This window comes from Microcoleus sp. CAWBG27, assembly GCF_020883145.1.
Classification (GTDB): Bacteria; Cyanobacteriota; Cyanobacteriia; order Cyanobacteriales; family Microcoleaceae; genus Microcoleus.
This window is the reverse complement of sequence record NZ_JAHREU010000020.1, coordinates 19,461-44,152: the sequence shown is the minus strand read 5'-3', so window position 1 is coordinate 44,152 and position 24,692 is coordinate 19,461. Positions and strand designations below refer to the sequence as shown.

The window sequence follows — 24,692 nt, the reverse complement described above, 5'->3', positions numbered from 1 at the left end:
TTTTAAGATCTACACTCCTGAGGGTCGCGGTCTTGTACCATTTTTGGGCGGGTCACCAACATAAAATTGCTAATCGAAAATCTATAATCCTTTGATCGTCACCGGTGCGATTGACTATTCTTCGTGACTGGCGTTGTGAGCTACGAGCATCGAGATTTCAACTCTCAACTCTCAATTCTCAACTCTACAATCTACAATCCCAAATCTAAAATCTAAAATCTAAAATCTAAAATCTAGAATCTAAAATCTAAAATCGCCAGACCGTGATGTCTATTCCTTCCCAAAAAGTTTCTAGCTCTAACAAGCAGATCTATCAACGCTTGAAACAGGCGATCGACCTCAACTTACGCCGTCAAATTTTTATTGCCGCCTGCGACGACTTGTGTTTGCGGGATTGTCTGGCGGCCCGCTTGCAGGCAGAATTAGCCGCCGAGGGCGCCGACTCGATTTCTCGTCCCTACCCGATCGACTATCCCCGATTTGTCAGTTTGGAACTCGACGTGAGCGATCCCAATCCTTGGGACTCGATCGCCGCATGGCTGACTCAACACCCACTGCCCCGAAACGGCGGCAGCTACAGCCGTTTGCCGGGATTTCAAATTCTCGGGGCCGAACACCTGACCAGGCACTCACCAGCCGTGCAGTGGTCGTTCCTGAGCTATTTGAGAGACATCGAGGCAAACCTGCAAATGTGCGAGTCTACTCTGTTGCTGTGGGTGTCGCGCCCTTGGCTGAGTTCGATCGAGCAATCGGCCCCGGAATTTTGGCAATGGCGCACCGGAGTATTTGAGTTTGAAGGCGAACCAACTCCAGCTAAGGGCGACTTCGGGCACTCGGAAGACTTCGGACACTCGGAAAACTTCGGACACTTGCGGGACAACGGAGACTATGGCGACAAACTTTCAATATATTTAAAGTCTTCTGAAGAATCCTCAATTCCCGATTCCGCATCTCCAATTCCCGATTCCCCATCTCCAATTCCCGATTCTGAACCCGCCACAACAGATTCTAAATCCGTCGAACTGGCAGATTTGGTGCTAGCAGCGGCCTCCCAGGAGTTGGAAGTAGAAGATAATCCCGCATCGGAAGACAATTTTCTGCCGCTGCAAACCCTGCAATACATTGCATTGCTGCAAGAACATGAGTGCTGTTCCGAAGCTTTGGCTTTGGCTTATCACAGTTTGGGAAATTATTACCGCGATCGGATTCTGGGCGGAGATTCCTCCCCGCAAAACCTGACAATTGCCATTCGCGCGATCGAGCAAGTGATTGCATACCTCGAACTCGACGACAACTCCCAGGAAAATCAACCACTAACCGAGGAATGCGCGCGGCTAATTTCCCAATTGACACAAAACTTAACTCAGTACGCCGAGGAGTCCCACTCCCTACCGCCAATTTCCGATCTGATCAACGATCTCGGTACTTTTTACTGGATGCTGTCGCGCGATCGCACGCAGCATAACGCAGCCGATCCGGTATCCTGCCTCGAACGCAGCATCGCCCTCTACCTTGAAGGTTTGAACCGCACAGATGCCGACAGCGCACCCCAAACCCGCGTGAGATTAAACAAAAATTTGGGCATCGCTTCGGCAGATTTAGCCCGCTATCAAGACAAGACAGAGAACTTGCAGCAAGCAGTTGCAGCTTACCAACAAGCCCTACTGGATCTAGACCGGGCGGCGGAACCCCAGCAGTACGCGGCGGCTCAGAATAATTTGGCGACAGCATACTGGAATTTAGCTCAAGATGGTCAGCCGATCGTCTATCTCAAAAGCGCGATCTCCGCTTACACTCAAGCCCTTTGCTGTTACAGTCCCGATCGAGAACCGCTAAACTATGCCGGAGTCCAAAACAACCTCGGTACCGCTTGCTGGAACCTCGCCCAGCACGAACCCTCAGAACTCTTGTTAGTCAGGGCGATTGATGCCTACCGCGAAGCCTTGAAATACCGCACCCGAGAAATAGTACCCGCAGCAGCAGCCGCCACCTACAACAATCTCGGTACCGCTTATTGGCATTTGGGGAACCAGTTCCAGCAGAAACAGGCCCGGACGGAATCTTTACAGCAGGCGATTACCGCCTACGAAACTGCACTGGATATCGCCGGCCAGCTCGATCGATCCCAACTCACCTTTGACACCTGGGCCGCCCGCAACAATCTCGGACTAGCCCACTATCAACTAGCCACAGATCTAGATTTTGGCACCAACAAAGCCGCCCAAACCAGCCATTTAGAAGCAGCACTGCACCACCAGTTGCAAGTGTGTGCCGAATGGGGACAACATCTCAACGACAAAGGGTTAACATATGGAGATAAACTTAACCTGCAAGCCCCGCCAAACTCTCAAGCTGCCGATTCCCGGCAAACAGCATTGAGTTATATTGTTAAAACGATTAGAGCTTTCTATAGTGAATGTGGGCTGCAAGGCCAAAATCTAGCCTTATCCAAAGTGCCCGGAGATTTATTGCCTGAAATCTTGCGTAGGTTATAAATATGGCTATAAATATGGCTATAAATATGGCTACAACTATTAAAAGCTCAATTTTTTCGAGATTTGTATCCAGTTTTCTATTATTATGGCTGAATATTCTTGCCTAATTCTTCAAACAAAGTTGTGGTCATGGCCCCTGTAAAAATCCTTGTGGTTGATGACGACCCGGCAATCCGAAATTTAATTCACCGTTTTTTGAGCCAGCAAGGTTATCAAGTTGAGTCGGCCGCAGACGGTCAGACTGCTCTGGAATTATTTGAGCAACTCAATCCTGACTTAGTAGTTCTAGATGTAAATTTACCCGATACTACTGGCTACAAACTCTGTCAAGAAATGCAAAAACGGACGGGCGTGTTTGTGTTGATGCTGACCAGCCGAACCGATGAAGCTGACAAAATGAAAGGGTTTGCCGAAGGTGCTGACGACTACATTACTAAACCTTTTAGTCTTGTAGAAATTGGAGCTCGCGTTGCAGCAATTTTGAAGCGCAAACGCATTGTTACTCCGGCTCAACAACAAAGTCTGACCTTTGGACAGCTACTAATAGATCCCGTCCGGCGCGAGGTAATTCTCGACAGTCAGATAGTTGCTTTGACGGCTTTAGAATTCGACCTGCTGTACTGTTTGGCAAGCAAACCCGGTCGCGTATGGAGGCGATCGGAATTGCTGCAAGAAGTCTGGGACTACGAGTATGTGGGAGCCGATCGCGTGGTGGATGTCCATATCGGTCAAATTCGCCGCAAAATTGAACCAGATACGAATCAAATCTCAATGATTCAAACCGTCCGGGGAGTGGGTTACAAGTTTGAACCAAAAACCTAGTAGTATTAGCCATTCGGCAGCCGGATCTTTAGACACAAGGCTGTAGGCAGGTTAACCAAATATCTTCGATTGATATCCAGGATATTTGTCAACCGGGAGCATCTGAAATTTTTGGAAAAATCATTTTTTCTGTGAGTGCTGTCCCCGCTCGCGAGTTGTATAATACTCGCGAGCCGGGACAGCACTACAAATACAAAAGAGATGCTCCCTATAAACCTGCCCTCCCACGCCATAGGTAAGATCCGCTCCTAAGCATCCGGAGCAACTCAAAACTCAAAACTCAAAACTAGCGATCGTTCAAATATTCGCTTACTTGCACCGCCCGCTCAAAACCCCTCCGCACGCAATCTCCCAAAGCCACACCGCCAAAGTAGTTGGTGCACAAATACAGCCCCGGCAAAGATTTTAAGCCCCGATCGATCTGTTCCAGGCGATCGAAATGACCCAAATTGTACTGAGGAATCGCCCGCTTCCAAATTTTCACAGTCAATACTTTTGGCTGCGCCGCCTCCGGCTTCAGCAAAATCTGAGACAAATCTCGGTGCACCTCCCCAACAATTTGCTCGGCGTCAAGATTGCCAATTCCCGAATCAGTAGCCCCGCCGATATAACTCGTGAGAGTTTGCCAGCCCGCAGGGGCGCGATCGGCAAATAAACTCGATGTCCAAATCGTCCCCAGAGTGCGAATTCCCTGCCCTCTCGGAATTAAATTTCCAAATCCCACTAATTTACCCCTGAGATCCGACATCGGATATGCCAATACAACGGAGGCAACCGTAGGATAAGTAAAAGCTTGTAAAGCGCTGCTAACGGACGGTTGCAGAGGTTGTAACAACTCGGCTGTAACATAGGCCGGCGTTGTCAAAACCACGGTGCGGGCCTCAACTTCCTGCTGTCCGTCGGGTGTAGAAAATACAGCTATGTAAGTGTCGCGTGGCGTGCGATCGAGTCGAGTCAGGTGCCAGTTGAGTTTCAGTCGATCGCCCAAGTTCGCAGCGATCGCCTCTGGCAGAGCCTTCAACCCCCCTTTAAACGAACCCAACTCCCCCGGCTTAGTCTGAGGAACATTCGGATCTGCAACAATCTTTAGCCCCCCCTTACCAAGGGGGGGTTGGGGGGGTCTTTTCCTAGCAGAAAGCAGCGCCCCCGCCACTAGCCCGCCACCCGCATCAGCCATCTTTGTTACCCGGCCAAAAGCAGCCGCCGCGCTAAGTTGTTGGGGATCGCCAGCATAAACCCCAGACACAAAAGGTTCCACCAAGCGCTGCATCACTTCCTTTCCCAGATGACGGCGGAAAAATTGAGAAACAGTTTCCTCATCACCCTGCTGCGAAAGTAGATCGCCCATTGCCGGCGCCACAAACCCCAAAGCCCCAAAGAGCGCCCGCAGTTTCCCCGGAAAACTCAGCAACCGAGACTGAATCATCGCCCCAGGAGTCATCGGCACCGGTTGCAGCTTCTTTTGCCAATAAACAAAACGAGGCAATTTGCGATCGGCAAAAATCAACTCCTGCTTCAAACCCACATCCACAGCCAACTTCAGCAACTCCGGCGTCGGCGAAAAACTATTCGGGCCCTCCTCCCAGAGAAACCCCTCCCCCGTAGCAGTCGTGATATTCCCGCCCACACGTCCCTGACTCTCAGCCACCAAAATCGTCCGTGGCGATGCACTCCTCGCTTCCTTTTGAAGTGCGTGTGCCAAACTCAAACCGCTAATCCCCGCACCCACAATCAAGGTATCTAAAACTTCCATGTTACATATATAAAAATATCGCAATCTTTATGTTACATGGGTTTGCACGGCTTTAGCTCTTTGTTGGGCGTACCGCAAAACCGCTTGCAGATTAACGAATCGGGAATTGGGAATCGGGAATTGGGAATCGGGAATTGGGAATTGGGAATTGGGAATTGGGAATTGGGAATCGGGAATCGGGAATTGGGAATCGGGAATCGGGAATTGGGAATCGGGAATTGAAAATCGGTAAATTCTCCCGTATTTCTAAAGCATTTTTCTCAAAAATTGTCGATTAATCTTCCCCTCTCCCCCTCTCCCCCTCTCCCTCTCTTTAACTAAAAAGGACTTACATTATTGCTGTGCAAGTCTTGAGGCGATTGAAACAGAGTTTCAAGATAAACCCTGGCAGCTTGGCGGTAGCTGCGGGAAGCTTCCGGCGTACCGCTATCGGCATTCTGCAACAAAAACAGCGACAGGGAGGCGGAGAATACTCGATCGAGATCCCATTCGGGATGAGTTTCCAGGTAAATTTTGAGAGAATCGTGCAGCGTTTCGGGAATTTCGGCAAAAATACTGACTGTTGGGTTCATCATTTTTTAGTCTCGCTAATAAATTGAAAATAGAACCCCTTTTCGGCCGGATACAGGTACAGGCACAGCCGAAATCAGAGCGCTTTTTTTAGGTCGGTCGCATCATTGTGCGTATCAATCGGTGGGTTTGTCAATGTTGCAAAATATTACAAAGTCCTTTATGTAAAAAAAAGATTTACGCAATAATAAGCCTTTTAAGGCTTTTTTGTTACATAAGTTTACATATGAGAGGTTTATATCAGGGATTTGGCAAGAGGTTAACGAAATCCCCAATTCCGCAGGAAGATCCGACCGTACCGTTAATTTCTGTGGAAAACTTTTTCAAATCTGTGGAAAACCTCAGACTTGCCTGTGGAAACGCTGTGGAATGTTGAGGGAAAAGTCAGGGAAAAAATAAGAATTGCAAAGGGGATTAATGGGTCATGGGTCATTGGTCATGGGTCATTGATCCTTGGTGTTTTCAGGCATTTTCGCCCCTATAGCCCGATCGAACTTGCACCCCCAGCCCGACAATATAGCCTTTCTCAAAAAGATGAGGTACATAAGGCATAGGCCTGGAGTGGCTTCCGTGGGCATACTTTACTTTTTCGAGAACCGCCATAGCCTTTCGAGCACCAAACCCCAACAGTCATTTTATTTTTGAATCTGAAATTTATCTTTTACTTTTCCTGATGGCCGATTGTCAATTAAGGAAATTAATTCGGCTGACATAGCGCCACTAAAAATACTAAAAATTTATAGATTTTCAGGTTCTCCCTTGAATTTACTAGAACATAGCATTGATTTCCAAAGATAGGGACACCGACCAGCAAATTTAAAATTAATGTCGGTATATCCTTCTGTAGTCAATAATTGAGTCAGGGTCTTTACTGAAAAGAATTTAATGTGTCCGTTGTCCCAAAGCACGGTAAAATGTTTGTCTAACTTGCCAGAAACAGCTAATATCAGGTTTTTTAAATAGCCGTGATAGGGTGTGGAAATAATTAGCACACCTCCCGGTTTTAGACATAGTTTGGCATTTTTAGCCAGTTCTTTTGGATAAAGTAAGTGTTCGATTACTTCAATGGCTAAGACAACATCAAATGAGTTCAGCATATCGGTATCGGGGAGTTCATAAATATCTGCTTGGATAAACTGACACTCTGGGAAACTTTGACGGGAGATGGCAATTCCGGGTGCAGAAGTATCAACGCCGACAACTTCGCAGCCGTGCTCTGCGATGACGTGACTGAGGCTGCCATTGCCACAGCCGAGATCCAAAACTCGGAGTTTTGTCGGGCTGGCATTTTGAACAGTCGCCAGCATTTCTAGAAGGGGAGATACCAAATAAGCGTGATGATATCTGGGACGGTTGTTTGTGTAATAATACGTATAATTGCTGGAGTTTTTTTTCATCGATTGAGCTATGGAAACTATTGCCGAGGCCGCAAATTGACGTGGCGTGGATGCACTGTTTGGGCTAATGTTCGTCAGATTAGGGTTGTGAGAGTCGATCGACGACTCGATCGTCTCATTGTTTGACAGGTAAATTATTGTTACCGCATCAATCCTATGTCAAAAAAAATCTTTCCCAGGGTGCAAAATCTCGCATCGCCCATTTGATGGGGTATCCCTCGAAGGCATTCGCGAATGCCAAAGTGCGATCGAGCCAGAAGTCTCTCTCGATCGCTAGCCCGAGACACAAGTTTTTGCCTCTTACCTTCGGTCGCAACCGTGCATCTATGCGATTCTACCTTCAACCCACTGCCGTCTGTCAGCCTGAAAGATTTTACCCCTGGGCGATCGGCTGCAAATCGAGCCGAGAATTGAAAATGGAAGTGTGATTCAAATCACAGCCATTTGCCCAACAAATTGCTGAGCATCTTTAAGTAAAGACTGGTTATCAGACGTGCAAAATTTCTGCCTAAATCCCTCAAATCTCCGTATCTCGCTCCCATTATTGCAGCCATTCATCCAATTTTTGTCTCAGACGGTTGTGCCAATCCCCTCTCGCCTTTATTTTCGATCTCACACCTACTTTTACATTCGCTTGTAGTGGAATTTTATCAAATGGTTCTTCATTGTGTGGGAGGAAACCTAATCTATTGTGCCTTTTGAAAGTCATTGACATTTTCTATTAGCTGTTGATATATTTGCAGATATACCTGCAAATAGGGTAAAACAATGTACAGTCTGAAACGAGAGCTAAAACTGAATAATAAAGAACGCTCTTTGCTAGATGGCTGTGCAAGTTTGGCGAGGCTTGTTTATAACTTGCGATTATCCATACTAACCCAGTCATGGCAATTTGAAGAAATCAAAGCCAGTGATTCTCAACAATTAGCTGATATTCAGAAAGTCTTTACCAATCAGGTAAAAATCAAGCCTGAGTATGCTTGGATAAAAGGCTATCCATTAGCTATCTATCCATCAGCACTGAATAATTTAGGTAAAGCTATCCAAGGGTGGCGACTAGGTAAATCAGGCTTGACTCGATTCAAATTTAAAAAGAAAGGTGATAGTTTCACCAGCAAAAACAAATCAGGAGTATATCCTGCAAAGGGTGAAGCAATGATGCCATTTACTAATCGCCAAGTCCGACTCAAGAGGAAGCAAAGCACAATCGCTGGTTTGGAAAAATTCAGACTCAAGCAACCAATAGCATTTGTGAGTTATAGCAAAACATTCACTATCTCTAGGGCAGCAGACAAAGGGTTTGTCTCCTGGAATCTGCCTGTTGATGACAAAAATTTACACAGAGTGCATCAAGTTCAGACTGTTGGTGTTGACTTCGGTGTCAAATGCTGTGCCACGTTGTCAGATGGCTTATTCACGATCGCACCACAAATCCTGAAAATATCAAAAATCAAGCCGATCAAGAATCGGTGGTACAACCGCAACCAGAAATCAGGGAACCGTACTCAAGCAATTAGAGCATCTAACAATGGCTGGAAATACTACCAAAAATTACCAATAAAACCCGCAGATATTGCTAACCTCAGACGAATTTTGGGGCAAAAAAAAATAACAACTGATATTATCAGCCGAAAATACTACCAGATTCGGATTGAAGACCTCAATATCTCTGGCACGATCGCTAATCAAAAATTAGCGATCGACCTGGAGACCTTAGGTATTGATGAATTCCGCAGAATTTTGACCTACAAAGTGGCATTTTGGGGAACCAAGGTAGAACTGGTTGACAGGTGGTCTCCTTCGTCTAAAACCTGTTCTTGCTGTGGCAATATTCAGCGAATGCCTCTCAAGGAACCTGTATATAGCTGCGATCGATGTGGTGTTTCCCTCAATTGCAATCTAAATGCAGCAATAATTCTGGAAAATGCCCGCCAGAGCATTGTACCTGAGGCAAGCGCCCAATTAAGGCCTGCGGACAACAAGATGCCGTCATCCTTGGTTGAAGCAGGAAGCAAACGTCAATTTAAGCCAAATGCTTGATTTGAGTAAGTTTTGTGTTGCACACTTAGAATCGAGATTACTACAGTGGCTTCTATAATTGTGTTTAAATGTTGTTTTGAAGCTGTGTTGTCTGGTCAGCAGGGCACCCTAGACCGATTCGCGCTTTCCGTCTGGTTGATTGCACTATGGTCGCTGTTGGTGTTGCACCTTAATTTTGATATGTCCTATGGTTAAGTTAGGTCAATCCTCCTTTCGCCGTATTTTACTGTCGCGGATTTTGTTGCTCAGCGTACCTGTTCTACTGGTGGGGGAGTATGTTACCTATCGCAAGGCACGCTCGACGCTTCTGGAAACTGCTCGTCTAAACTTGACAGAAAGTGCAGTCAGAAAAGCAGAAACTATTGAACAGTGGTCGAAATCGCTGAAGTCCAATCTAATCGGCGCTTCGGAAAACTCAATGTTGCAGTCTGTAGAGCCGAAGGATTATCAAAAGTTTATCGCGCAATTAGGGCAGCGGTTGCCAGCCCAGGTTGATTGCTTGCAATTGACTAATGTACAGACAAATCAAGTGATAGCTAGCACTTGCGGGCAGCAGCCGATTCAGTCGCTACCTGCCAAGTTTTGGCCGCCCGTGCAGCAGCAGCAAACTCTGCTGGATGACAAGAGCGTTTACATCAGTCTGTCGTGGCCTCTCCAGCGACAGGGAAAAGCCAGCAGCAAGAAGGTGGCTTCGGGTGCTGAGGATTTTCCAGATGCGAGTAAAGAAGCTCGCGACAGCCAAGTTAGTTTGGTGTTGAGCGCTCCAGTTTACACTCGTCGGGGCAACACCCGGCAGTTGAGTTATGCTTTGAGTTTGCAGTCGGCCCTGCCGGTGCAAACCAGTGCTCCGAAGGGTTCTCTAGCTGGCTATACGGTGGCTATAGACCAAGATGGGACGATTTTGGCGCATCCGAATATCAACCGCGTGGGCCGCAATATCGATGCTGAGGCAGATGCCGATCGACTAAAAAGTATTCTCAGAAGGGCGATGGCTGGCGGACAGGCTTTTCTCCACCTATTTTCCTTTGAAAGAAATGGTGTAGAGTTGCTAGCAGGATACGCTGCTATCCCGAGTCCTTCAACTAGAAAGGAGAACAGCAAGTGGATTATTTTAGCTGTCTCTCGTTTAGATTATGCTCTGTCAGGTTTGGAAGAAATTCAGCAAGTTTTATTTAATTTAATTGTGGGTTTGGTTGCTGCTAGTATCATCGCGACTTTATATCTGTCTCGCGACTTAGCGCGTCCTTTGGAAAAACTGAGAGACTACGCGCAGACAGTGGATACAGCAGAAGCGCCCCTAGCAGTGCCGGAAAATTTCCAAATTAGAGAATTCAATCAACTATCAGAAGCTCTCAACAGCATGGTACAGCGCCTCAGAACCTGGGCAGGAGAATTGGAAATCGCAACCAAGGAAGCGCAAGTTGCCAATCAGTTAAAAAATGAATTCTTGGGAAATATTTCTCACGAATTGAGAACGCCACTCAACGGAATTATTGGTTTTATTCAAATTGTGCGTGACGGCTACTGCGATGACCGAGATGAAGAGATGGAGTTCTTGCAGCGCGCCCACGACTCTTCAATGCAATTGCTCAATATTATTAATGATATTTTGGACATTGCTAAAATAGAATCCGGCACTTTCTCCCTGATGTTAGAAGTAGTTGATATTACTCAGGTACTTGAAGACGCGATTGATTTGCAAGCGGCTCAAATTGAGGAAAAAGGTTTGAAATTAAACTTGCCACCTGCTCACGATCCGATTATTGTTCATGCAGATCCGGAGAAGCTAAAACAGGTATTTTTAAACGTGTTGAGCAATGCGGTTAAGTTTACAGAGTCGGGCAGCATTAGTATATCTGTGCGGTTAGAAGCCAGGACTAATTCTGGTAGTTTTAACGGGAGTGTGCCGGAAAATGCGTTAGCGCAGCCCTCGGAGAGGATCGCCAACAACACCCAAAGCGATTGGGTGGTTGTGACAATTAAAGATACCGGAATTGGTATAGATCCCGAGCAGCAGCAGAAATTGTTTCAACCTTTTGTGATGGCGGATGGTTCTACAACTCGCAAGTTTGGCGGTAATGGTTTGGGCTTGGCTATCTCCAGAAGGATCATGGAATCTATGATCGGAAGCATTACCCTGCACAGCGCGGGTGTGGATCAAGGTACTGCGGTGATGATTTCTTTGCCGGTCAATCAGCAGTCAAGTTTTTATTTTCACAGCCCGGACTTGGTAAAGGAAAAGGGAAATTTCAAAAGTTATGACTGATATCATCTCTGGTGAATTACCAATAAAAAATGTTTGTAGTGAGGACTTTAGTCCTCGGATTTTCATGAGGACTAAAGTCCTCACTACAAACCAATTTTAGGGCGATCGTATCCGTTGGAACGATCGCATTTTCTGAATCTAAAATCAAAAATAGTATTAAATTTAAAATCTAAAATGGTATCAGGGGCTGTCCGCCAAGTTCGAGGGATTTGCTCAAAGTGCCCAGAATGCGGATTAATTCGACGGAGGCCGCACCGGAAGAACTAGGACAAGGGGTATTTGTTTGCACGCAGTTGAGGAAACGATCGCACACTCGCCGCAGTGGCTCTGCTGGTTCTAAATTTAACACTTCCCGGTACCTGAGACTTGTGGGTGGTGTCCCGATCCTCTTCGAGGGCTTCGCTAACGCACTTTCGCCAAAATTATCCTCATCGTCCCCCCGATTTGAACCACCACGCTGCAAAATTAGAGGAGTTTCCGGCGACATTTCATCAAAAATCAAAGTTCCCAAACTCCCAACAACTGTTAAGCGCCGCTGTTTGTCGGGATTTAGCCAGCACAGGTGAATGAATGCTTGAAATCCGTCGGGATAAGTCAGCGTTACCCAAACTAAATCTGCTAATCCTTCTGCTTGATTTATTGCTTCTTCCCCCTGACTTTTGACTTCTGACTTCGGAAATACAGTACCAGTCGCCCTGACTTGAATAGGGGTTTGTTGCAGCCAAGTATTGAAAATAGCGATATCGTGAACGGCCAAGTCCCAAAGGGCATCAACATCATGCCGCACGGGTTCAAAATGGGTGCGCTGGGCGTAACCGTAGCGCAAGGTTCCGAGTTGATGCTGCTGAATAATCGTTTGACCGCGATCGACTGCGGGATGAAACAGATAAGTGTGATCGACGAAGAGTTGTCGCTGCTGTTTTTGGGCTAATTTGCAGAGTTCTATTGCTTCACTGAGGTTGAGGGCGAGGGGTTTTTCTACTAAGACGTGGTAGCCTTGTTGCAGTGCAGTGGTTGCGAGAGTGTAGTGTGTGGATGCTGGAGTGGCGATCGCCACAGCATCTAGTCCCGGCAATGCTTCCACTTGTGACAAATCGGTAGCTAGAATCACCGAGGGATGCAGATTAAACTGTTTTTGGACAGCCACCAATGAATCTCGATTCGGGTCTACTACCGCTAAAACTTCGCTGTTGGGATGTTCGAGAAAGTTGCGAATTAGGTTGACTCCCCAGCGGCCAGCACCCAATACAGCTATTCCGATTTTCATTGATAATAATTTCAAAAATCGCACAGCTATTATAACATAATTGGTAATTTTTTTAGGTTTTTTAATAAAAAAAATAGTTAGAACGAGGGCCATAAACAAGGTTTGTAGTGAGGACTTTAGTCCTTAAGGCGAAGGACTGAAGTCCTCACTACGAACCTTGTTTGTTACATTTTTTTTAAATTCTCAATTACGGACAATCAACTAATTTATTAAAAGCTGCCTGGGCCGCTGCTTGTTCGGCCGCTTTGATCGATCGACCTTTTCCCTCTGCTACCAACTCTCCCTGAATGTGAACCTCGGCGGTAAAACGATCCTCGCCGCCCTGTACTGTCCCGGTTTCTCGCACGCTATATTTGGGCAAAGTTTTATACTTGCCTTGAGTCAACTCCTGGAGGGCAGCTTTGTAGTTTTGGCGGGCGGGATCGCTGCGAATTTCCGCCGCTAGGCGCTGAAAGTGAGGATCGAGCCAAGGGCGAACTAATTCTAACGTCTGGGCACTCAAATAAAGGGCGGCCAGCAAGGCTTCCAAAGAATCTGCCAGTCTGGGCACTGCGCCTGTTTTGTCCGAGGCGGCGCTGCTGGAAACGATTAAATAGCGATCGAACCCGTAACTGTCAGCGATTTTAGCAAGGATGCGATCGCTCACCAAGATCGATCGAATAGCAGCAAATTCCCCCACCGCACAGTCAGGATAAATTTCAAACAACAATTCCGAAGCCGCCAGCCGCACCACAGCATCGCCGACAAACTCTAATTGCTCGTAATTTGCCTTAGCAGACGCACTAGCATGAGTCAAAGCCAAATCTACAAGATGCCATTTGATCGCAGCATCCTTCGGCAGCCCCAATTTTTCAATTAATATTTCAAGTTGCTTTTGGCGACCTGGATAAATCATACGATTTTAGATTTTAGATTTAGGATTTAGTTTTTTATACTTTAGACTTGAATTTTCAGATAATATTTTATAATTGCAGATTTCGCTTGCTGAATAATATCCGGGTTGGGAGCTTGTATAAAGTAGCATGAATTGTTGAAAAGAATATCAAATTCATTTTAATAAAAAAGCTTGTCATTACAAAACCAAATGTTCAGTTACCCAAATATTTCTGTGGGTGCTGATGGGCGAACCTTACCGAAAAATTGGAGGGGAAAAAGTCGGACATAAGCCGGGTTCTGTTCTCTCAACTGCAAGCAGTTTTCGAGGGCAGTTATCTATCTGGGACGCCTGTTACCAGACGCCTCAAGCGGTACCAAAGAACGGAACCGGTAAAAAACCAACCATAGTCCCTCCGACCTTGCTCCCAACCGGGGTTTACCTAGCCAGCACCTCTCGATGCTGCTGGTGCGCTCTTACCGCACCTTTGCACCCTTACCCCTAACACTTTGCGATTTTTGACGATCGATTTTTGATGCAATCTCCAATCTCCAATCTCCAATCTCTAAATGGGGGGCGGTATCTTTCTGTGGCACTATCCTCACGATCGCTCGCACTGGGCGTTACCCAGCAAGTTTGGTTTTTCGGGAGCCCGGACTTTCCTCAGACCAGCTTCCGCTAATCCGCAACCGCCTGCGCCTACTTTTTCCCCAGATTTATTGTACAGGAAGCCAGCGATTTTAGATTTTAGATTTTAGATTTTAGATTTACTTGCAGAATTGAATCTGGGAGCTTAAGAAGTTTTGATCGATGATATAGCCTTTCTCAAAAAAGTGAGGTATACCCGCGATTCCAATGCCCTGTTTGCCCTGTTTGCCCAATGCCCTATCCCCATGAGTACCTCATATGAGAGATCGAAAGGCTATATCAATGCCCAAATTAGGTACGTAGTTGCGCTTGGGCGCTCTTTCCTAATATTTATAAAGAGCGCCCAAGCGCAACTACGTACCTTGGCTCAAGTGCGAGCCGATCTTTGAGCGATACTTTTGGTAGTTTGAGATTTCCTATCCTGACAATAAAACCGCCCTGCTCTCCTAAAAAATGTCCTGGGTGGCGATCGCATTTTATCGAATTCCTGGGTTCAGTCATCCTTAAGAGTAGAAAAATTCTCAAACCAGCCGCGCCGCCAAAAAAAGTAAACTAAAGTAGAGGCGATCGCTAGCATCAGCCCCCAACAAAGTGGATAGCCAAAATACCAATTCAGTTCCGGCATATTCAACGGTGATTTCTCTGTATTGAAATTCATCCCGTATACTCCCGCCACAAAAGTTAGAGGAATAAAGATACTCGAAATCACCGTCAGCAGTTTCATAATTTCATTCATTTTATTGCCAACCGAAGACAGATAAACATCCATCAAACCCGAAGACAACTCCCGATAAGTTTCCACCATATCCATCACCTGCACCGTGTGATCGTAACAGTCGCGCAGATAAATTCGCACCTCAGGACTAATCAAATCGCTGCTATCGCGAATCAAAACATTAATTGCATCCCGCTGCGGCCAAATGGCGCGGCGCAGCGTCAGCAATTCTCGCCGGATTTTATAAATTTTTTCAAGAGTTTTTCGCGTTGGGCGCACCACCACTTCATCCTCTAACTCTTCAATCCGCTCTCCGTAAACTTCTAATACAGGGAAAAATCCATCTATAATCGAATCTAGGAGAGTATAAGCCAGATAATCTGCTTTGTGCTTGCGAATAGTTCCTTGTCCTTTGCGAATGCGAACTCGCACCGGGTCAAAACAATCATAGTCCGGTTCTTCTTGAACAGTTAGCAGGTAATGCTTGCCCAAAATAAAACTTACTTGTTCTTTATGAAAATTATCTGAATTTGGTTTAATCATCACCATCCAAGCAATGATTAAAAGGTGTTCTTCATAGTCTACAACTTTCGGTCGTTGAGGAACATTAACTACATCTTCCTGAGCCATAACGTGCAAATTAAATACTTCGCCCATTTGTCTCCAGGTTTCTTTGTTTCCCAATCCCAACATATCCACCCAAGAAACAGATTCTGTATCTAAATAGGCAGCAGCTTCTCTAGGATTTGCCAACTCGGCGCGGCTAGCTCCTGTCTCGCAATAGTCAATTAATATAATCTCAGGAGGTGGCGCATCGGGTTCTAAGTCGAGAGTTCCCGGCATCGCTCCTGGATCGTCATAAAAATAGTCAACGTAGGAATCATCATCATCTTTAATTGGTTTGGGAACGGCACTAGAAGTATGTATGCTTTTGTATACCATGTTGATATTTCCGAGTTTTGGAACATTTAATTAGACTATCATTTTTCCAGTATAACCATCAATTTTAAATAACAACTGTCCCAGGTCAACTGTCCCAGGTCAACTGACTAATTACCTTTGCTTAATAGGAATCTCGATCGCAAATTCAGTGCCACCACCGGGCGCGGAAATACAGTCCAGCTTGCCCCTGTGTCTTTCCACCACAATCTGGTAGGAGATAGACAGCCCCAAACCAGTACCTTTACCGACTGGTTTAGTAGTAAAAAACGGGTCAAATATCCGAGATTGAACAGACTCTGCCATTCCTGACCCGTTATCCGAAATTGCGATCGCCACCCGATTGTTCTCCAAAACCTCCGTGCGAATCCGAATCAAAGGAAATGCGTCACAAGCCAAAGGTAAAGTAGAAAAATTTTGCCGTTCCCCATCCGCTGCACTCGCCAATTCCAATTTTCTATTTCTGATATTTGCCAAAGCATCAATCGCATTACTTAGTATATTCATAAACACTTGATTTAACTGTCCGACATAGCACTGTACGGGTGGTAGCATACCATATTCTTTGACTATTTCAATCGGGCGATTTCTACCATTTTCTTTGAGTTTGTGTTGCAAAATTAATAGAGCGCTGTCAATTCCTTCGTGAATATCAACACGCTTAATATCAGATTCTTCCAGTCTGGAAAAATTACGCAAAGACAGAACAATTTCGCGAATGCGATCGGCTCCATTTTCAATTGAATTCAGCAGGCTCGGGAAATCCTCTTGCATAAATTCTACTTCTATTTCTTCAGCAAAATTCGCAATTTCCGTTACTGGTTGCGGGTAATTTTTTTGATACAAACTACACAATTGCAGCAAATTTTTTGCATACTCGTTAGCGTGAATAATATTGCCGTAAATAAAACTAACAGGATTATTGATTTCGTGAGCAATTCCGGCCACTAGCTGTCCCAAACTCGACATTTTTTCTGCTTGAATTAATTGAGCTTGAGTCCGGCCTAATTGTTGCAAGGTTTGCTCTAGTTCGCGATTTTTATCTTTTAATTCTGATTCGGCTTGTTTGCGCTTGGTAATATTGCGGGCGATAACTATTGCCTGATTCGAGTTAAAAGGTAGCAATCTCGCTTCATAGGTTTCTTCCCCAGACGGCATGGATAGGGAATACTCTAGACTAACTGGAGTTCTATTTTCGGCAACTTCCAGTAGAGCCTCTTCTAGCTGGCTAGCGGCGGTTGTTGGCAATATATCGGTCACTTGTTTGCCAAGAAAAGAGTCGGAATTCAGATACAAATCCGCTGAATTTCCTGACAAATAATCCAAAATAATGCCGTCAGCATTGAGGCGGAAATACTGATCCGGCAATGCTAGAAAAACAGATTCCAACTCAGAAGTTTTTTGGCGCAATGCTTCTTGGGCGTAGTAGCGATCGCTAATATCCAAAATCACCCCGTCCAAACAGGAAACGCTCCCATCGGCGTCGAACACTGGAGAACCTTTATCCCACACCCATTTAACCGTGCTGTCTGCTGCTAGCAAGCGGTATTCTAAATTATAAGACTGTTTATTTTCTATTCCTTGCCGAATAGTTGCTTCTACTTTTGCCAAATCTTCGGGGTAAATAATGCTAGCAAAAGTTCTGCCTTTGCTGTCCAAACGCGAAATAAAATCCCCAGCCGGGTAGCCCGCTATTAAGTAAATTGCCTCGCTAATAAAACTTGTAGAAAAATCGCAACGCCAGCGATAAACCACTCCAGGAATATTAGCAACCAAAGACCTAAATCTGGCTTCACTCCTACGCAAAGCTGCTTCCGATTCATGGCGTTTTGTAATATCGTTAGTAAAACCTAGCACTGCAAATATATTACCTTCAGCATCGCGCAGAGGGACTTTTTTGGTATCTAAAATATGTATTGAACCATCAGCAACAGTTGCAGCATCGCAGGGATTGTGGATGATTTCGCCTGCCAGTACAGCAGAATCATCTGTGCGAAATCCTCGGAGATTTTGTGCGGAGTTTCCAAATACTAGCTCTTCTGAAAATCCTAATTCTAAATCTGATTTGCCAATTATTTCTTCGACTGTTTTACCGATCGCTTCGGCTAAACTGTTGTTGGCTAAAATATAGCGAAATTGTTTATTCTTGGCAAAAATCCAGTCACTGGTTTTGTCGATTACCGTCCGCAGCAGTTGTTCCGAACGTTCGGTTTGTGCCAATGCTACTTGCAGTTCTACTTCCAGGCACTTGCGAGCTGTAATATTTTCAAATGCCACGCCTACGGAGTTGTTAGGTAACGGAAAAGCTTTAATAGAAAAAGCAAGAGTTATTTTTCCTGATTCGTCGCAGTCAATATCTTCAACTTCTACGGCTTTTTGAGTGCGAATTACTTCAGCAAATGCTTGGGGAATGTTTTTCGATCGCAAATGCGGAAAAATCTCGTCGATTGTCATGCCCAAAACGTCGGCCATTTCTAGCCCTGTAAACCTAGTGGCAGCGGGATTAGAGGCGATCGCCCTCAAGGTGCTATCATCTTCTATATTTTCCAAGTGATAGACGTACAAACCAATTTGCATATTCTCAACAATTTGGTCGTAGAGGCGCACGCTTTCGTCTACCTGCCTGCGTTCGGTAATATCTTCTGTAATCCCCAAAACGTACTGAGGATGGCCCTGAGCGTCGAGAATTGGCACTTTGCGGGTGTGTAGTATTCTCATACCTTTGTGGCGAGTCTGGATCGGCTCTTCGGCTATTTCTTTAACCAGAGATTGGTTGTGATGACTGGTCAATATTTCCCTGTCTTGAGCGGTAAAAACATCAGCTTGTTCTTTGGAGTAAATATCATAGTCATTTTTGCCGATCGCCTCTTGAGATGTCACACCTGCGATCGTTTCCCCCGCCTTATTCCACAGCACGAATTTTAGCGAAGAAGCATCTTTAGCAAAAACTCCCAAGGGCAGATTTTCTACTACGGAATTGAGGAACCCTCTAGCTGATTTTAATTCAGCTTCTGCACGCTTGCGTTCGATGCCTAAAGCGATGACATCGGCAACGGATCCTAAAGTTTCTTCAAAGGGTACTGTCAGCGACTGGTGGCTGACAATTACCATGACTCCCACTAGCCTTTCTTCGACAATTAAAGGATAGCCGGCGAAGGTAAGAATTTGCTTGGGGATTTGGCAATTTCCCCGATTGTGACTGCTGTCGATAATTGCTAATTGCGAACTGTGTGCTGGCGTGGCTTCCCCGCATTCTTGCTCCTCTAGCCCCAAATGATTCAGTTCAAATCGGCAGTCAAATAGTGGTTTTTGCTGTTCGGCGATCGAGTTAACCTTATTTTGAATAAATCTAGCAACCTCGTCTGTGCGGCTGTAGATTCCAGAGGTTGCTTGCAACTCGCAAATATTGTATTGAGAGTTAAAAGTCCAAATTTCAGCAGAGGCGACATCGAGATTTCGTACCATTGCTTCGCAACAGGGAAGCAGGATATCTTGAGGGTGTTTGGTGAGGGCAATACCGACATCGGCTACCATTGCTGTGAGGCGAGAAGCTTGGGCTTTTTCTGCTTCCAGCCGTTTGCGATCCGTGATATCTTCCACCAAAGAAAGCACTGTAAAAGTGTCGCCGCTGCGAATAATCGAGTTGAACCAACGACACCAAATAACTTGTCCGCATTTGGTTTTATTTTGATTGATTGAAGTATTGCCGTTACCGGAGGCTAGTTCGAGTTCGATCGCACTTACAGCCTCTCGATCGTCCTCGCAAACCAAGTCCAAATCGCCGAAATGCTTGCCCAGCATATCATCGGAAGTCCAGCCAAAGATTTCTTCAGCACGTTTCGACCACTGAACGATCCGAAAATTCTCATCCCAGCCTACCATTGCCAGGGGACTGTTAGCTGCATTCAACCACAGTAAATGATTCGAGCGACGCAACTGTTGAGTTTTCTGCTGCTGCCAGCGGTAGTGTCTGGTGATATCTCTACCGACACCCAAAACCCGCATCTGGTTGGTAGAGACATCCAGCGCTGGCGTGTAAGCCGTTTCGTAGATTTTAATCCCCCCGTCTGCCGCCGTCACCTCGTGAATTGCCAGCTTTTTTTCCCCTGTGATAAATACTTGTTGCAGGCAGGAATCAATCTGAGAGATTATATTTTTTAGAGCTGTATTATTGGGATATAATTTCAACAATTCCCGATTCGTTTTGTTGACTGCTTCAGCCGGCTCCAATCCCATCCAAGCAGCAGCTACAGGATTAATCGATATGTACTTTTGCTGTCGATCGCACTCTAGGAAAGCATCAACAGAGTCAGAGAAAAAAGACTGTAACGAGTTGATAACTTCCTGCATGGGTATTTTTTGATCACTTGCAAGTTAAGCTTTAAATTTTTCCTAAAGTTAGTTTAACTCACTCAAATATTTTTTCGCACTTTACTGCTGGCGTTCCCGGTACAATTTTCGGCCCGTTCCCTATAATACAAAAAATTTCAGGAAATAGTATGTTTTGGAATATAACTTAATTAGAGCATCTGCTCTTTTTTTCAACAAGACGCATCGGATACAAAAGGGAGAGGGGTTCAACAGTTGACAGTTGACAGTTGACAGTTGACAGTTGGGGGAGAGATAGGGAGATAGGGAGATAGGGAGAGGGGGAGAGATAGGGAGAGGGGGAGAGATGGGGAGAGGGGGGAGAGAGAGGGGGTGGGCGCATTCGTGTCAACTCAAGGCTGGAACCATTGATAAATCTCGCTTTTATCGGAGGTGAGATCCCCCTAAATCCCCCTGATTGTTGGGGGACTTTGAGTGCTTCCGGTTCCCCCTTTTTTAACGGGGGCTAGGGGGGATCGGAGGGCTTAATCGTCTATCCGAGGGATCCCCCTAAATCCCCCCTGATAGTCGGGGGACTTTGAGTGCTTCCGGTTCCCCCCTTTTTAAGGGGGGCTAGGGGGGATCGGAACATTAGACGTTAAGTTGACAATAATGGACTACATCATGCCCATGCCGCCCATGCCGCCCATGCCGCCCATGCCGCCCATGCCGCCCATGCCGCCCATGCCGCCCATGCCGCCCATGCCGCCCATGTCGCCCATGTCGCCACCAGCTTTTTTCTTCTCGGGTTTTTCGACAATTACAGCTTCAGTGGTCAAAACCATGCCAGCAATGGAACCGGCATTTTGTAAAGCCGATCGCACTACCTTAGCCGGATCGATAATTCCAGCGGCAATCATATCTTCGTAAACGTCGGTGAGAGCGTTGTAGCCAATGTTCAATTCGCTAGCCCGCACTCGCTCGATCGCGATCGAACCTTCAACACCGGCATTATCAGCGATTTGACGCAAAGGTGCTTCCAAAGCTTTTGCAACCAAATCAGCACCAATTTGCTCTTCAGCGTCTAAAGTGCTTCTGATGGCATCAATTTTTGTAATCAGGTGAATCAGCGTCGTGCCGCCTCCAGCGACGATACCTTCTTCCACAGCAGCTTTAGTAGCGTTGAGGGCGTCTTCAATGCGGAGTTTGCGATCTTTGAGTTCGGTTTCGGTAGCTGCGCCTACTTTAATTACAGCAATACCGCCAGCAAGTTTGGCAATGCGTTCGGTTAATTTTTCCTTGTCGTAGTCAGAATCCGTCGCTGCTAGCTGCTTGCGGATTTGCTCGATCCGTGATAGCACGTCTGCTTTGTGTTCGTCGCCAGCGACAATGATGGTGTTTTCTTTGTCGATCGTAATTTTGCGGGCGGTACCGAGCATTTCTAGTGTTGCGGTATCAATGCTGAGTCCGACTTCTTCAGAAATCAGTTGACCGCCGGTCAGAACGGCGATATCTTGTAGCATGGCTTTGCGTCGCTCGCCAAAACCAGGAGATTTGGTAGCTGCGATATTCAATACACCGCGTGCTTTGTTGATGACCAAAGTTGCCAAAGCTTCACCTTCAATATCTTCGGCGATAATGATCAGCGGTGAACCGGTGCGGGCAACTTTTTCAAGAAGCGGAATTAGTTCTTGAATGGAGTTAATTTTTTTGTCGGTAATCAGGATGCGAGCGTTTTCGTACTCAACTTCCATGCGATCGTTGTTGGTGACGAAATACGGGGAAAGATATCCGCGATCGTACTGCATCCCTTCGACAACTTCCAATTCTGTCAACAGAGATTTCGACTCTTCAACAGTAATGACGCCATCTTTGGTGACTTTTTCCATTGCTTGAGCAATCATGTCGCCGACTTCTTCGTCGTTACCGGCGGAGACAGTGGCGACCTGAGCAATGGCAGATCCTTCAACTGGTTTCGCTAATTTAGCGATTTCTAGGACTAAATGGGCGATCGTTTTTTCAATCCCGCGGCGCAGTGCGACTGGATTGGCGCCTGCTGCGACATTCTTCAAACCTTCGCGAATGAGGGATTGGGCAATCACGGTAGCGGTGGTGGTGCCGTCGCCTGCGATATCTTTAGTTTTGGAGGCGACTTCTTGAATTAAGCGAGCGCCAGCATTTTCGAGAGGATCTTCGAGTTCAATTTCCCTAGCAACGGTGATACCATCGTTAACGATTTGGGGAGTGCCGAATTTCTTTTCGAGTAGGACATTCCGGCCTTTGGGGCCCAAGGTGATGCGGACTGCATCGGCGAGTTGATTGACGCCGCGTTCCAGTGCCCGCCGAGATTTGTCGCTAAATGCAACTATTTTGGTCATGTTTGTCTCCTTGCGCTTACATTAGCAAATTTAGCACTCTCTGACTCTGAGTGCTAAGTCGATCGACTTTAGATTGTAGCGTGTCCCTCAGAAGTGTGGGGCTGGCGGGGGCGGATTTGGGGGAGCAGTCGGGGTGAGTAGAGGACGGCACTGCGGTTTCCCCGCAGATATAATGTTATTTGTGCCATTGCGGGCGATCGGATGGAGTGTCAACTGTCCACTGTCAACTGCTATACGTATCAACGGTTAAATTCGGGTACTAACTGTCAACTGTCAACTGTCAACTGTCAACTGTCAACTGTTATACCTATGGCTCGTTATTCTCGACTGCAAAAACTCATTTCTTATATGCGCCCGCACTGGAAACCCACATTCTGGGGCGTTTTTTCGCTATTAATTGTCAATGCTGTAGGCGTTTATATTCCCCTGCTGATTCGGAATGCAGTTGACACACTCCAAGTGGCGACTAAATTTGACCAAGTTTTCAACTACGTGATACTGATTCTCGTACTAGCTTCAATCATGTGGGGAATTCGGATGGCATCGCGGATTCTGCTGTTTGGCGTCGGGCGTCAAGTAGAATTTGACCTCAAACAGCAAATATTTAATCATTTATTAACATTAGAACCGTCTTATTTTGCTGCCAATACTGTAGGGGATTTAATTAATCGCGCTACTTCCGACTTGGACAATATTCGCCGCTTGGTGGGTTTTGCAGTGCTGAGTTTGGCGAATACAGCCTTTGCTTATGCTTTGACTTTGCCGGTGATGCTGGGGATTAATGTACGGCTGACGCTGTTGGCGATCGCAGTTTATCCATTAATGCTAGTTTTGGTACAGTTATTTAGCGACAAACTTCGCATCCAGCAACTAGCCGTGCAAGAAGAACTCTCGGCAATGAGCGATTTAATTCAAGAGGATATGAGCGGAATGTCCGTAATTAAAATCTATGCTCAAGAAGAAAATGAACGTCGAGCTTTTCGCGATTGTAACGCCAAGTTGCTATCAGCCAATTTGACATTAGCCCAAACTAGAAACTTTATTTTTCCACTGCTGGGCGGTTTGGCAAGCATCAGTTTGCTGGTGCTGCTTTCTGCGGGTGGCGGAGCAATTGCTAAGGGCGACATTAGCATCGGCGATTTTGTGGCGCTGCTAATTTATGTCGAGCGTTTGGTATTTCCCACGGCGCTGTTGGGTTTCACAATTACTGCTTACCAGCGCGGAGAAGTCAGTGTCGATCGCATTGAATCAATTTTAACTGTGGAAGCGCAAATTAAGGATGCTCCCGATGCAGCGGACTTGCCAAGTCCCGTCAAAGGTGAAATAGTCGCTCGCAATTTGAATTATACCTATCCCGGTGCTAAGATACCCGCGCTCAAAGATGTCAATTTTACCATCAAACCGGGCGAAACAGTCTCGATTGTTGGGGCGATCGGTTCTGGTAAATCAACCTTGGCCAATGCCCTGCCGCGCTTGCTGAATATCGATGCAGGTGAGTTGTTTGTAGACGGGCAGGATATTACCGAGGTGAAGTTGAGGGAGTTGCGCGGGGCGATCGCCTACGTGCCCCAAGAAAGCTTTTTGTTCGGTACTACCATCAAGAATAACATCCGCTACGGCAATCCTTTAGCAGAAGAGCCAGAAATTGAAGCAGCCGCGAAACAAGCACAAATACACCCAGAAATCCTCAACTTTCCGCAACAGTACAAAACAGTTGTCGGCGAGCGCGGCATTACCTTGTCCGGCGGACAAAGGCAAAGAACAGCATTAGCTAGAGCCTTGTTAGTTGACGCTCCAGTGCTAATTTTAGATGATGCTCTTTCCAGCGTAGACAATCAAACTGCAACCGATATTTTACAGAACTTGGCAACCGGAACCGATCGCAAAACCGTAATTTTCATCTCGCACCAAATGTCAGCCGCCGCCAGTGCCGATCGCATATTTGTCATGGAAAAGGGAGAAATAGTGCAAAGCGGCACTCACGCAGAATTGGTAAAGGAAACAGGGCTGTATCAGTATTTATGGAACCAGCAAAAACTAGAAGAATTGCTGCATTAAAGGTTCGTAGTGAGGACTTTAGTCCTTCTTCCGACAGGTTCGTAGTGAGGACTTTAGTCCTTCTTCCGACAGGTTCGTAGTGAGGACTTTAGTCCTTCTTCCGACAGGTTCGTAGTGAGGACTTTAGTCCTTCTTCCGACAGGTTCGTAGTGAGGACTTTAG

Annotated in this window: 15 protein-coding genes and 1 other RNA gene; 7 read left to right on the top strand and 9 right to left on the bottom strand. The window is 46.2% G+C overall.

What is annotated here, in order from left to right; translation table 11 throughout:
- Positions 1-266 precede the first annotated feature (266 nt).
- Complete coding sequence (locus QZ938_RS13820; RefSeq protein WP_293352047.1) at positions 267-2,495, top strand: tetratricopeptide repeat protein; 2,229 nt, start codon at positions 267-269, stop codon at positions 2,493-2,495.
- 129 nt (positions 2,496-2,624) lie between these two features.
- Entirely contained in the window at positions 2,625-3,317 is a 693-nt protein-coding gene (locus tag QZ938_RS13815; RefSeq protein ID WP_293152214.1) for a response regulator transcription factor, read from the top strand.
- Between the two features lie 286 nt (positions 3,318-3,603).
- Here the strand turns inward: QZ938_RS13815 and hemG are convergent, their stop codons facing one another.
- On the bottom strand, positions 3,604-5,070 hold the full coding sequence (hemG, locus tag QZ938_RS13810; RefSeq protein WP_293352045.1) for a protoporphyrinogen oxidase: 1,467 nt from the start codon (positions 5,068-5,070) through the stop codon (positions 3,604-3,606).
- Between the two features lie 36 nt (positions 5,071-5,106).
- On the opposite strand from hemG, the gene QZ938_RS13805 reads away from it, so the two are divergent.
- Positions 5,107-5,292 (top strand): hypothetical protein, encoded by a 186-nt coding sequence (locus QZ938_RS13805; RefSeq protein ID WP_293352043.1) that lies wholly within the window; start codon positions 5,107-5,109, stop codon positions 5,290-5,292.
- 95 nt (positions 5,293-5,387) lie between these two features.
- Here QZ938_RS13805 and QZ938_RS13800 read toward each other — a convergent pair whose 3' ends face one another.
- Both QZ938_RS13800 and QZ938_RS13795 read right to left on the bottom strand, forming a co-directional pair.
- Positions 5,388-5,642, bottom strand: coding sequence for a DUF2811 domain-containing protein (locus QZ938_RS13800; RefSeq protein WP_293152247.1), 255 nt, complete (start codon positions 5,640-5,642; stop codon positions 5,388-5,390).
- A 735-nt stretch (positions 5,643-6,377) separates the two neighbouring features.
- A complete protein-coding gene (locus tag QZ938_RS13795) occupies positions 6,378-7,037 on the bottom strand; it encodes a class I SAM-dependent methyltransferase (protein WP_293152205.1) in 660 nt (219 codons plus the stop codon).
- 137 nt (positions 7,038-7,174) lie between these two features.
- On the opposite strand from QZ938_RS13795, the gene QZ938_RS13790 reads away from it, so the two are divergent.
- The 3 genes from QZ938_RS13790 (at position 7,175) to QZ938_RS13780 (ending at position 11,343) form a co-directional block, all read left to right on the top strand.
- A complete protein-coding gene (locus tag QZ938_RS13790) occupies positions 7,175-7,465 on the top strand; it encodes a hypothetical protein (protein WP_293365546.1) in 291 nt (96 codons plus the stop codon).
- Between the two features lie 340 nt (positions 7,466-7,805).
- Positions 7,806-9,077 (top strand): transposase, encoded by a 1,272-nt coding sequence (locus QZ938_RS13785; protein WP_293352039.1) that lies wholly within the window; start codon positions 7,806-7,808, stop codon positions 9,075-9,077.
- Positions 9,078-9,264: 187 nt separating this feature from the next.
- A complete protein-coding gene (locus QZ938_RS13780; RefSeq protein ID WP_293352037.1) occupies positions 9,265-11,343 on the top strand; it encodes an ATP-binding protein in 2,079 nt (692 codons plus the stop codon).
- Positions 11,344-11,512: 169 nt separating this feature from the next.
- Here the strand turns inward: QZ938_RS13780 and QZ938_RS13775 are convergent, their stop codons facing one another.
- The 6 genes from QZ938_RS13775 to groL all read right to left on the bottom strand — a co-directional run bounded on the left by QZ938_RS13775 (position 11,513) and on the right by groL (position 22,472).
- Positions 11,513-12,610, bottom strand: a complete 1,098-nt coding sequence (locus tag QZ938_RS13775) for a Gfo/Idh/MocA family oxidoreductase (protein ID WP_293352035.1) — start codon at positions 12,608-12,610, stop codon at positions 11,513-11,515.
- A 187-nt stretch (positions 12,611-12,797) separates the two neighbouring features.
- Positions 12,798-13,505: a ribonuclease III gene (gene rnc, locus QZ938_RS13770; RefSeq protein WP_293152190.1), complete on the bottom strand. Its 708-nt coding sequence runs from the start codon at positions 13,503-13,505 to the stop codon at positions 12,798-12,800.
- A gap of 251 nt (positions 13,506-13,756) precedes the next feature.
- An RNA gene (gene rnpB / locus QZ938_RS13765) (RNase P RNA component class A) lies at positions 13,757-14,191 on the bottom strand.
- Between the two features lie 434 nt (positions 14,192-14,625).
- A complete protein-coding gene (gene corA, locus QZ938_RS13760) occupies positions 14,626-15,789 on the bottom strand; it encodes a magnesium/cobalt transporter CorA (RefSeq protein WP_293152187.1) in 1,164 nt (387 codons plus the stop codon).
- Between the two features lie 111 nt (positions 15,790-15,900).
- Positions 15,901-20,136 carry a PAS domain-containing protein gene (locus QZ938_RS13755; protein ID WP_293352033.1) on the bottom strand — a complete coding sequence of 1,412 codons (4,236 nt, stop codon included), beginning with the start codon at positions 20,134-20,136 and terminating at the stop codon, positions 15,901-15,903.
- A gap of 635 nt (positions 20,137-20,771) precedes the next feature.
- Positions 20,772-22,472, bottom strand: a complete 1,701-nt coding sequence (groL, locus tag QZ938_RS13750; protein WP_293152181.1) for a chaperonin GroEL — start codon at positions 22,470-22,472, stop codon at positions 20,772-20,774.
- A gap of 309 nt (positions 22,473-22,781) precedes the next feature.
- Between groL and QZ938_RS13745 the strand changes: the two genes are divergently transcribed.
- Positions 22,782-24,530, top strand: coding sequence for an ABC transporter ATP-binding protein (locus tag QZ938_RS13745; protein ID WP_293352031.1), 1,749 nt, complete (start codon positions 22,782-22,784; stop codon positions 24,528-24,530).
- Positions 24,531-24,692 lie beyond the last annotated feature (162 nt).

Excerpts from the sequence above, each read along its gene's own strand:
- QZ938_RS13820 (WP_293352047.1), top strand. The coding sequence starts at position 267 with ATGTCTATTCCTTCCCAAAAAGTTTCTAGCTCTAACAAGCAGATCTAT.
- groL (WP_293152181.1), bottom strand. The coding sequence starts at position 22,472 with ATGACCAAAATAGTTGCATTTAGCGACAAATCTCGGCGGGCACTGGAA.
- QZ938_RS13805 (WP_293352043.1), top strand. The coding sequence starts at position 5,107 with ATGGGTTTGCACGGCTTTAGCTCTTTGTTGGGCGTACCGCAAAACCGC.
- QZ938_RS13745 (WP_293352031.1), top strand. The coding sequence starts at position 22,782 with ATGGCTCGTTATTCTCGACTGCAAAAACTCATTTCTTATATGCGCCCG.
- QZ938_RS13800 (WP_293152247.1), bottom strand. The coding sequence starts at position 5,642 with ATGAACCCAACAGTCAGTATTTTTGCCGAAATTCCCGAAACGCTGCAC.
- corA (WP_293152187.1), bottom strand. The coding sequence starts at position 15,789 with ATGGTATACAAAAGCATACATACTTCTAGTGCCGTTCCCAAACCAATT.
- hemG (WP_293352045.1), bottom strand. The coding sequence starts at position 5,070 with ATGGAAGTTTTAGATACCTTGATTGTGGGTGCGGGGATTAGCGGTTTG.
- QZ938_RS13785 (WP_293352039.1), top strand. The coding sequence starts at position 7,806 with ATGTACAGTCTGAAACGAGAGCTAAAACTGAATAATAAAGAACGCTCT.
- QZ938_RS13815 (WP_293152214.1), top strand. The coding sequence starts at position 2,625 with ATGGCCCCTGTAAAAATCCTTGTGGTTGATGACGACCCGGCAATCCGA.
- QZ938_RS13795 (WP_293152205.1), bottom strand. The coding sequence starts at position 7,037 with ATGAAAAAAAACTCCAGCAATTATACGTATTATTACACAAACAACCGT.
- rnc (WP_293152190.1), bottom strand. The coding sequence starts at position 13,505 with ATGATTTATCCAGGTCGCCAAAAGCAACTTGAAATATTAATTGAAAAA.
- QZ938_RS13780 (WP_293352037.1), top strand. The coding sequence starts at position 9,265 with ATGGTTAAGTTAGGTCAATCCTCCTTTCGCCGTATTTTACTGTCGCGG.
- QZ938_RS13755 (WP_293352033.1), bottom strand. The coding sequence starts at position 20,136 with ATGCAGGAAGTTATCAACTCGTTACAGTCTTTTTTCTCTGACTCTGTT.
- QZ938_RS13775 (WP_293352035.1), bottom strand. The coding sequence starts at position 12,610 with ATGAAAATCGGAATAGCTGTATTGGGTGCTGGCCGCTGGGGAGTCAAC.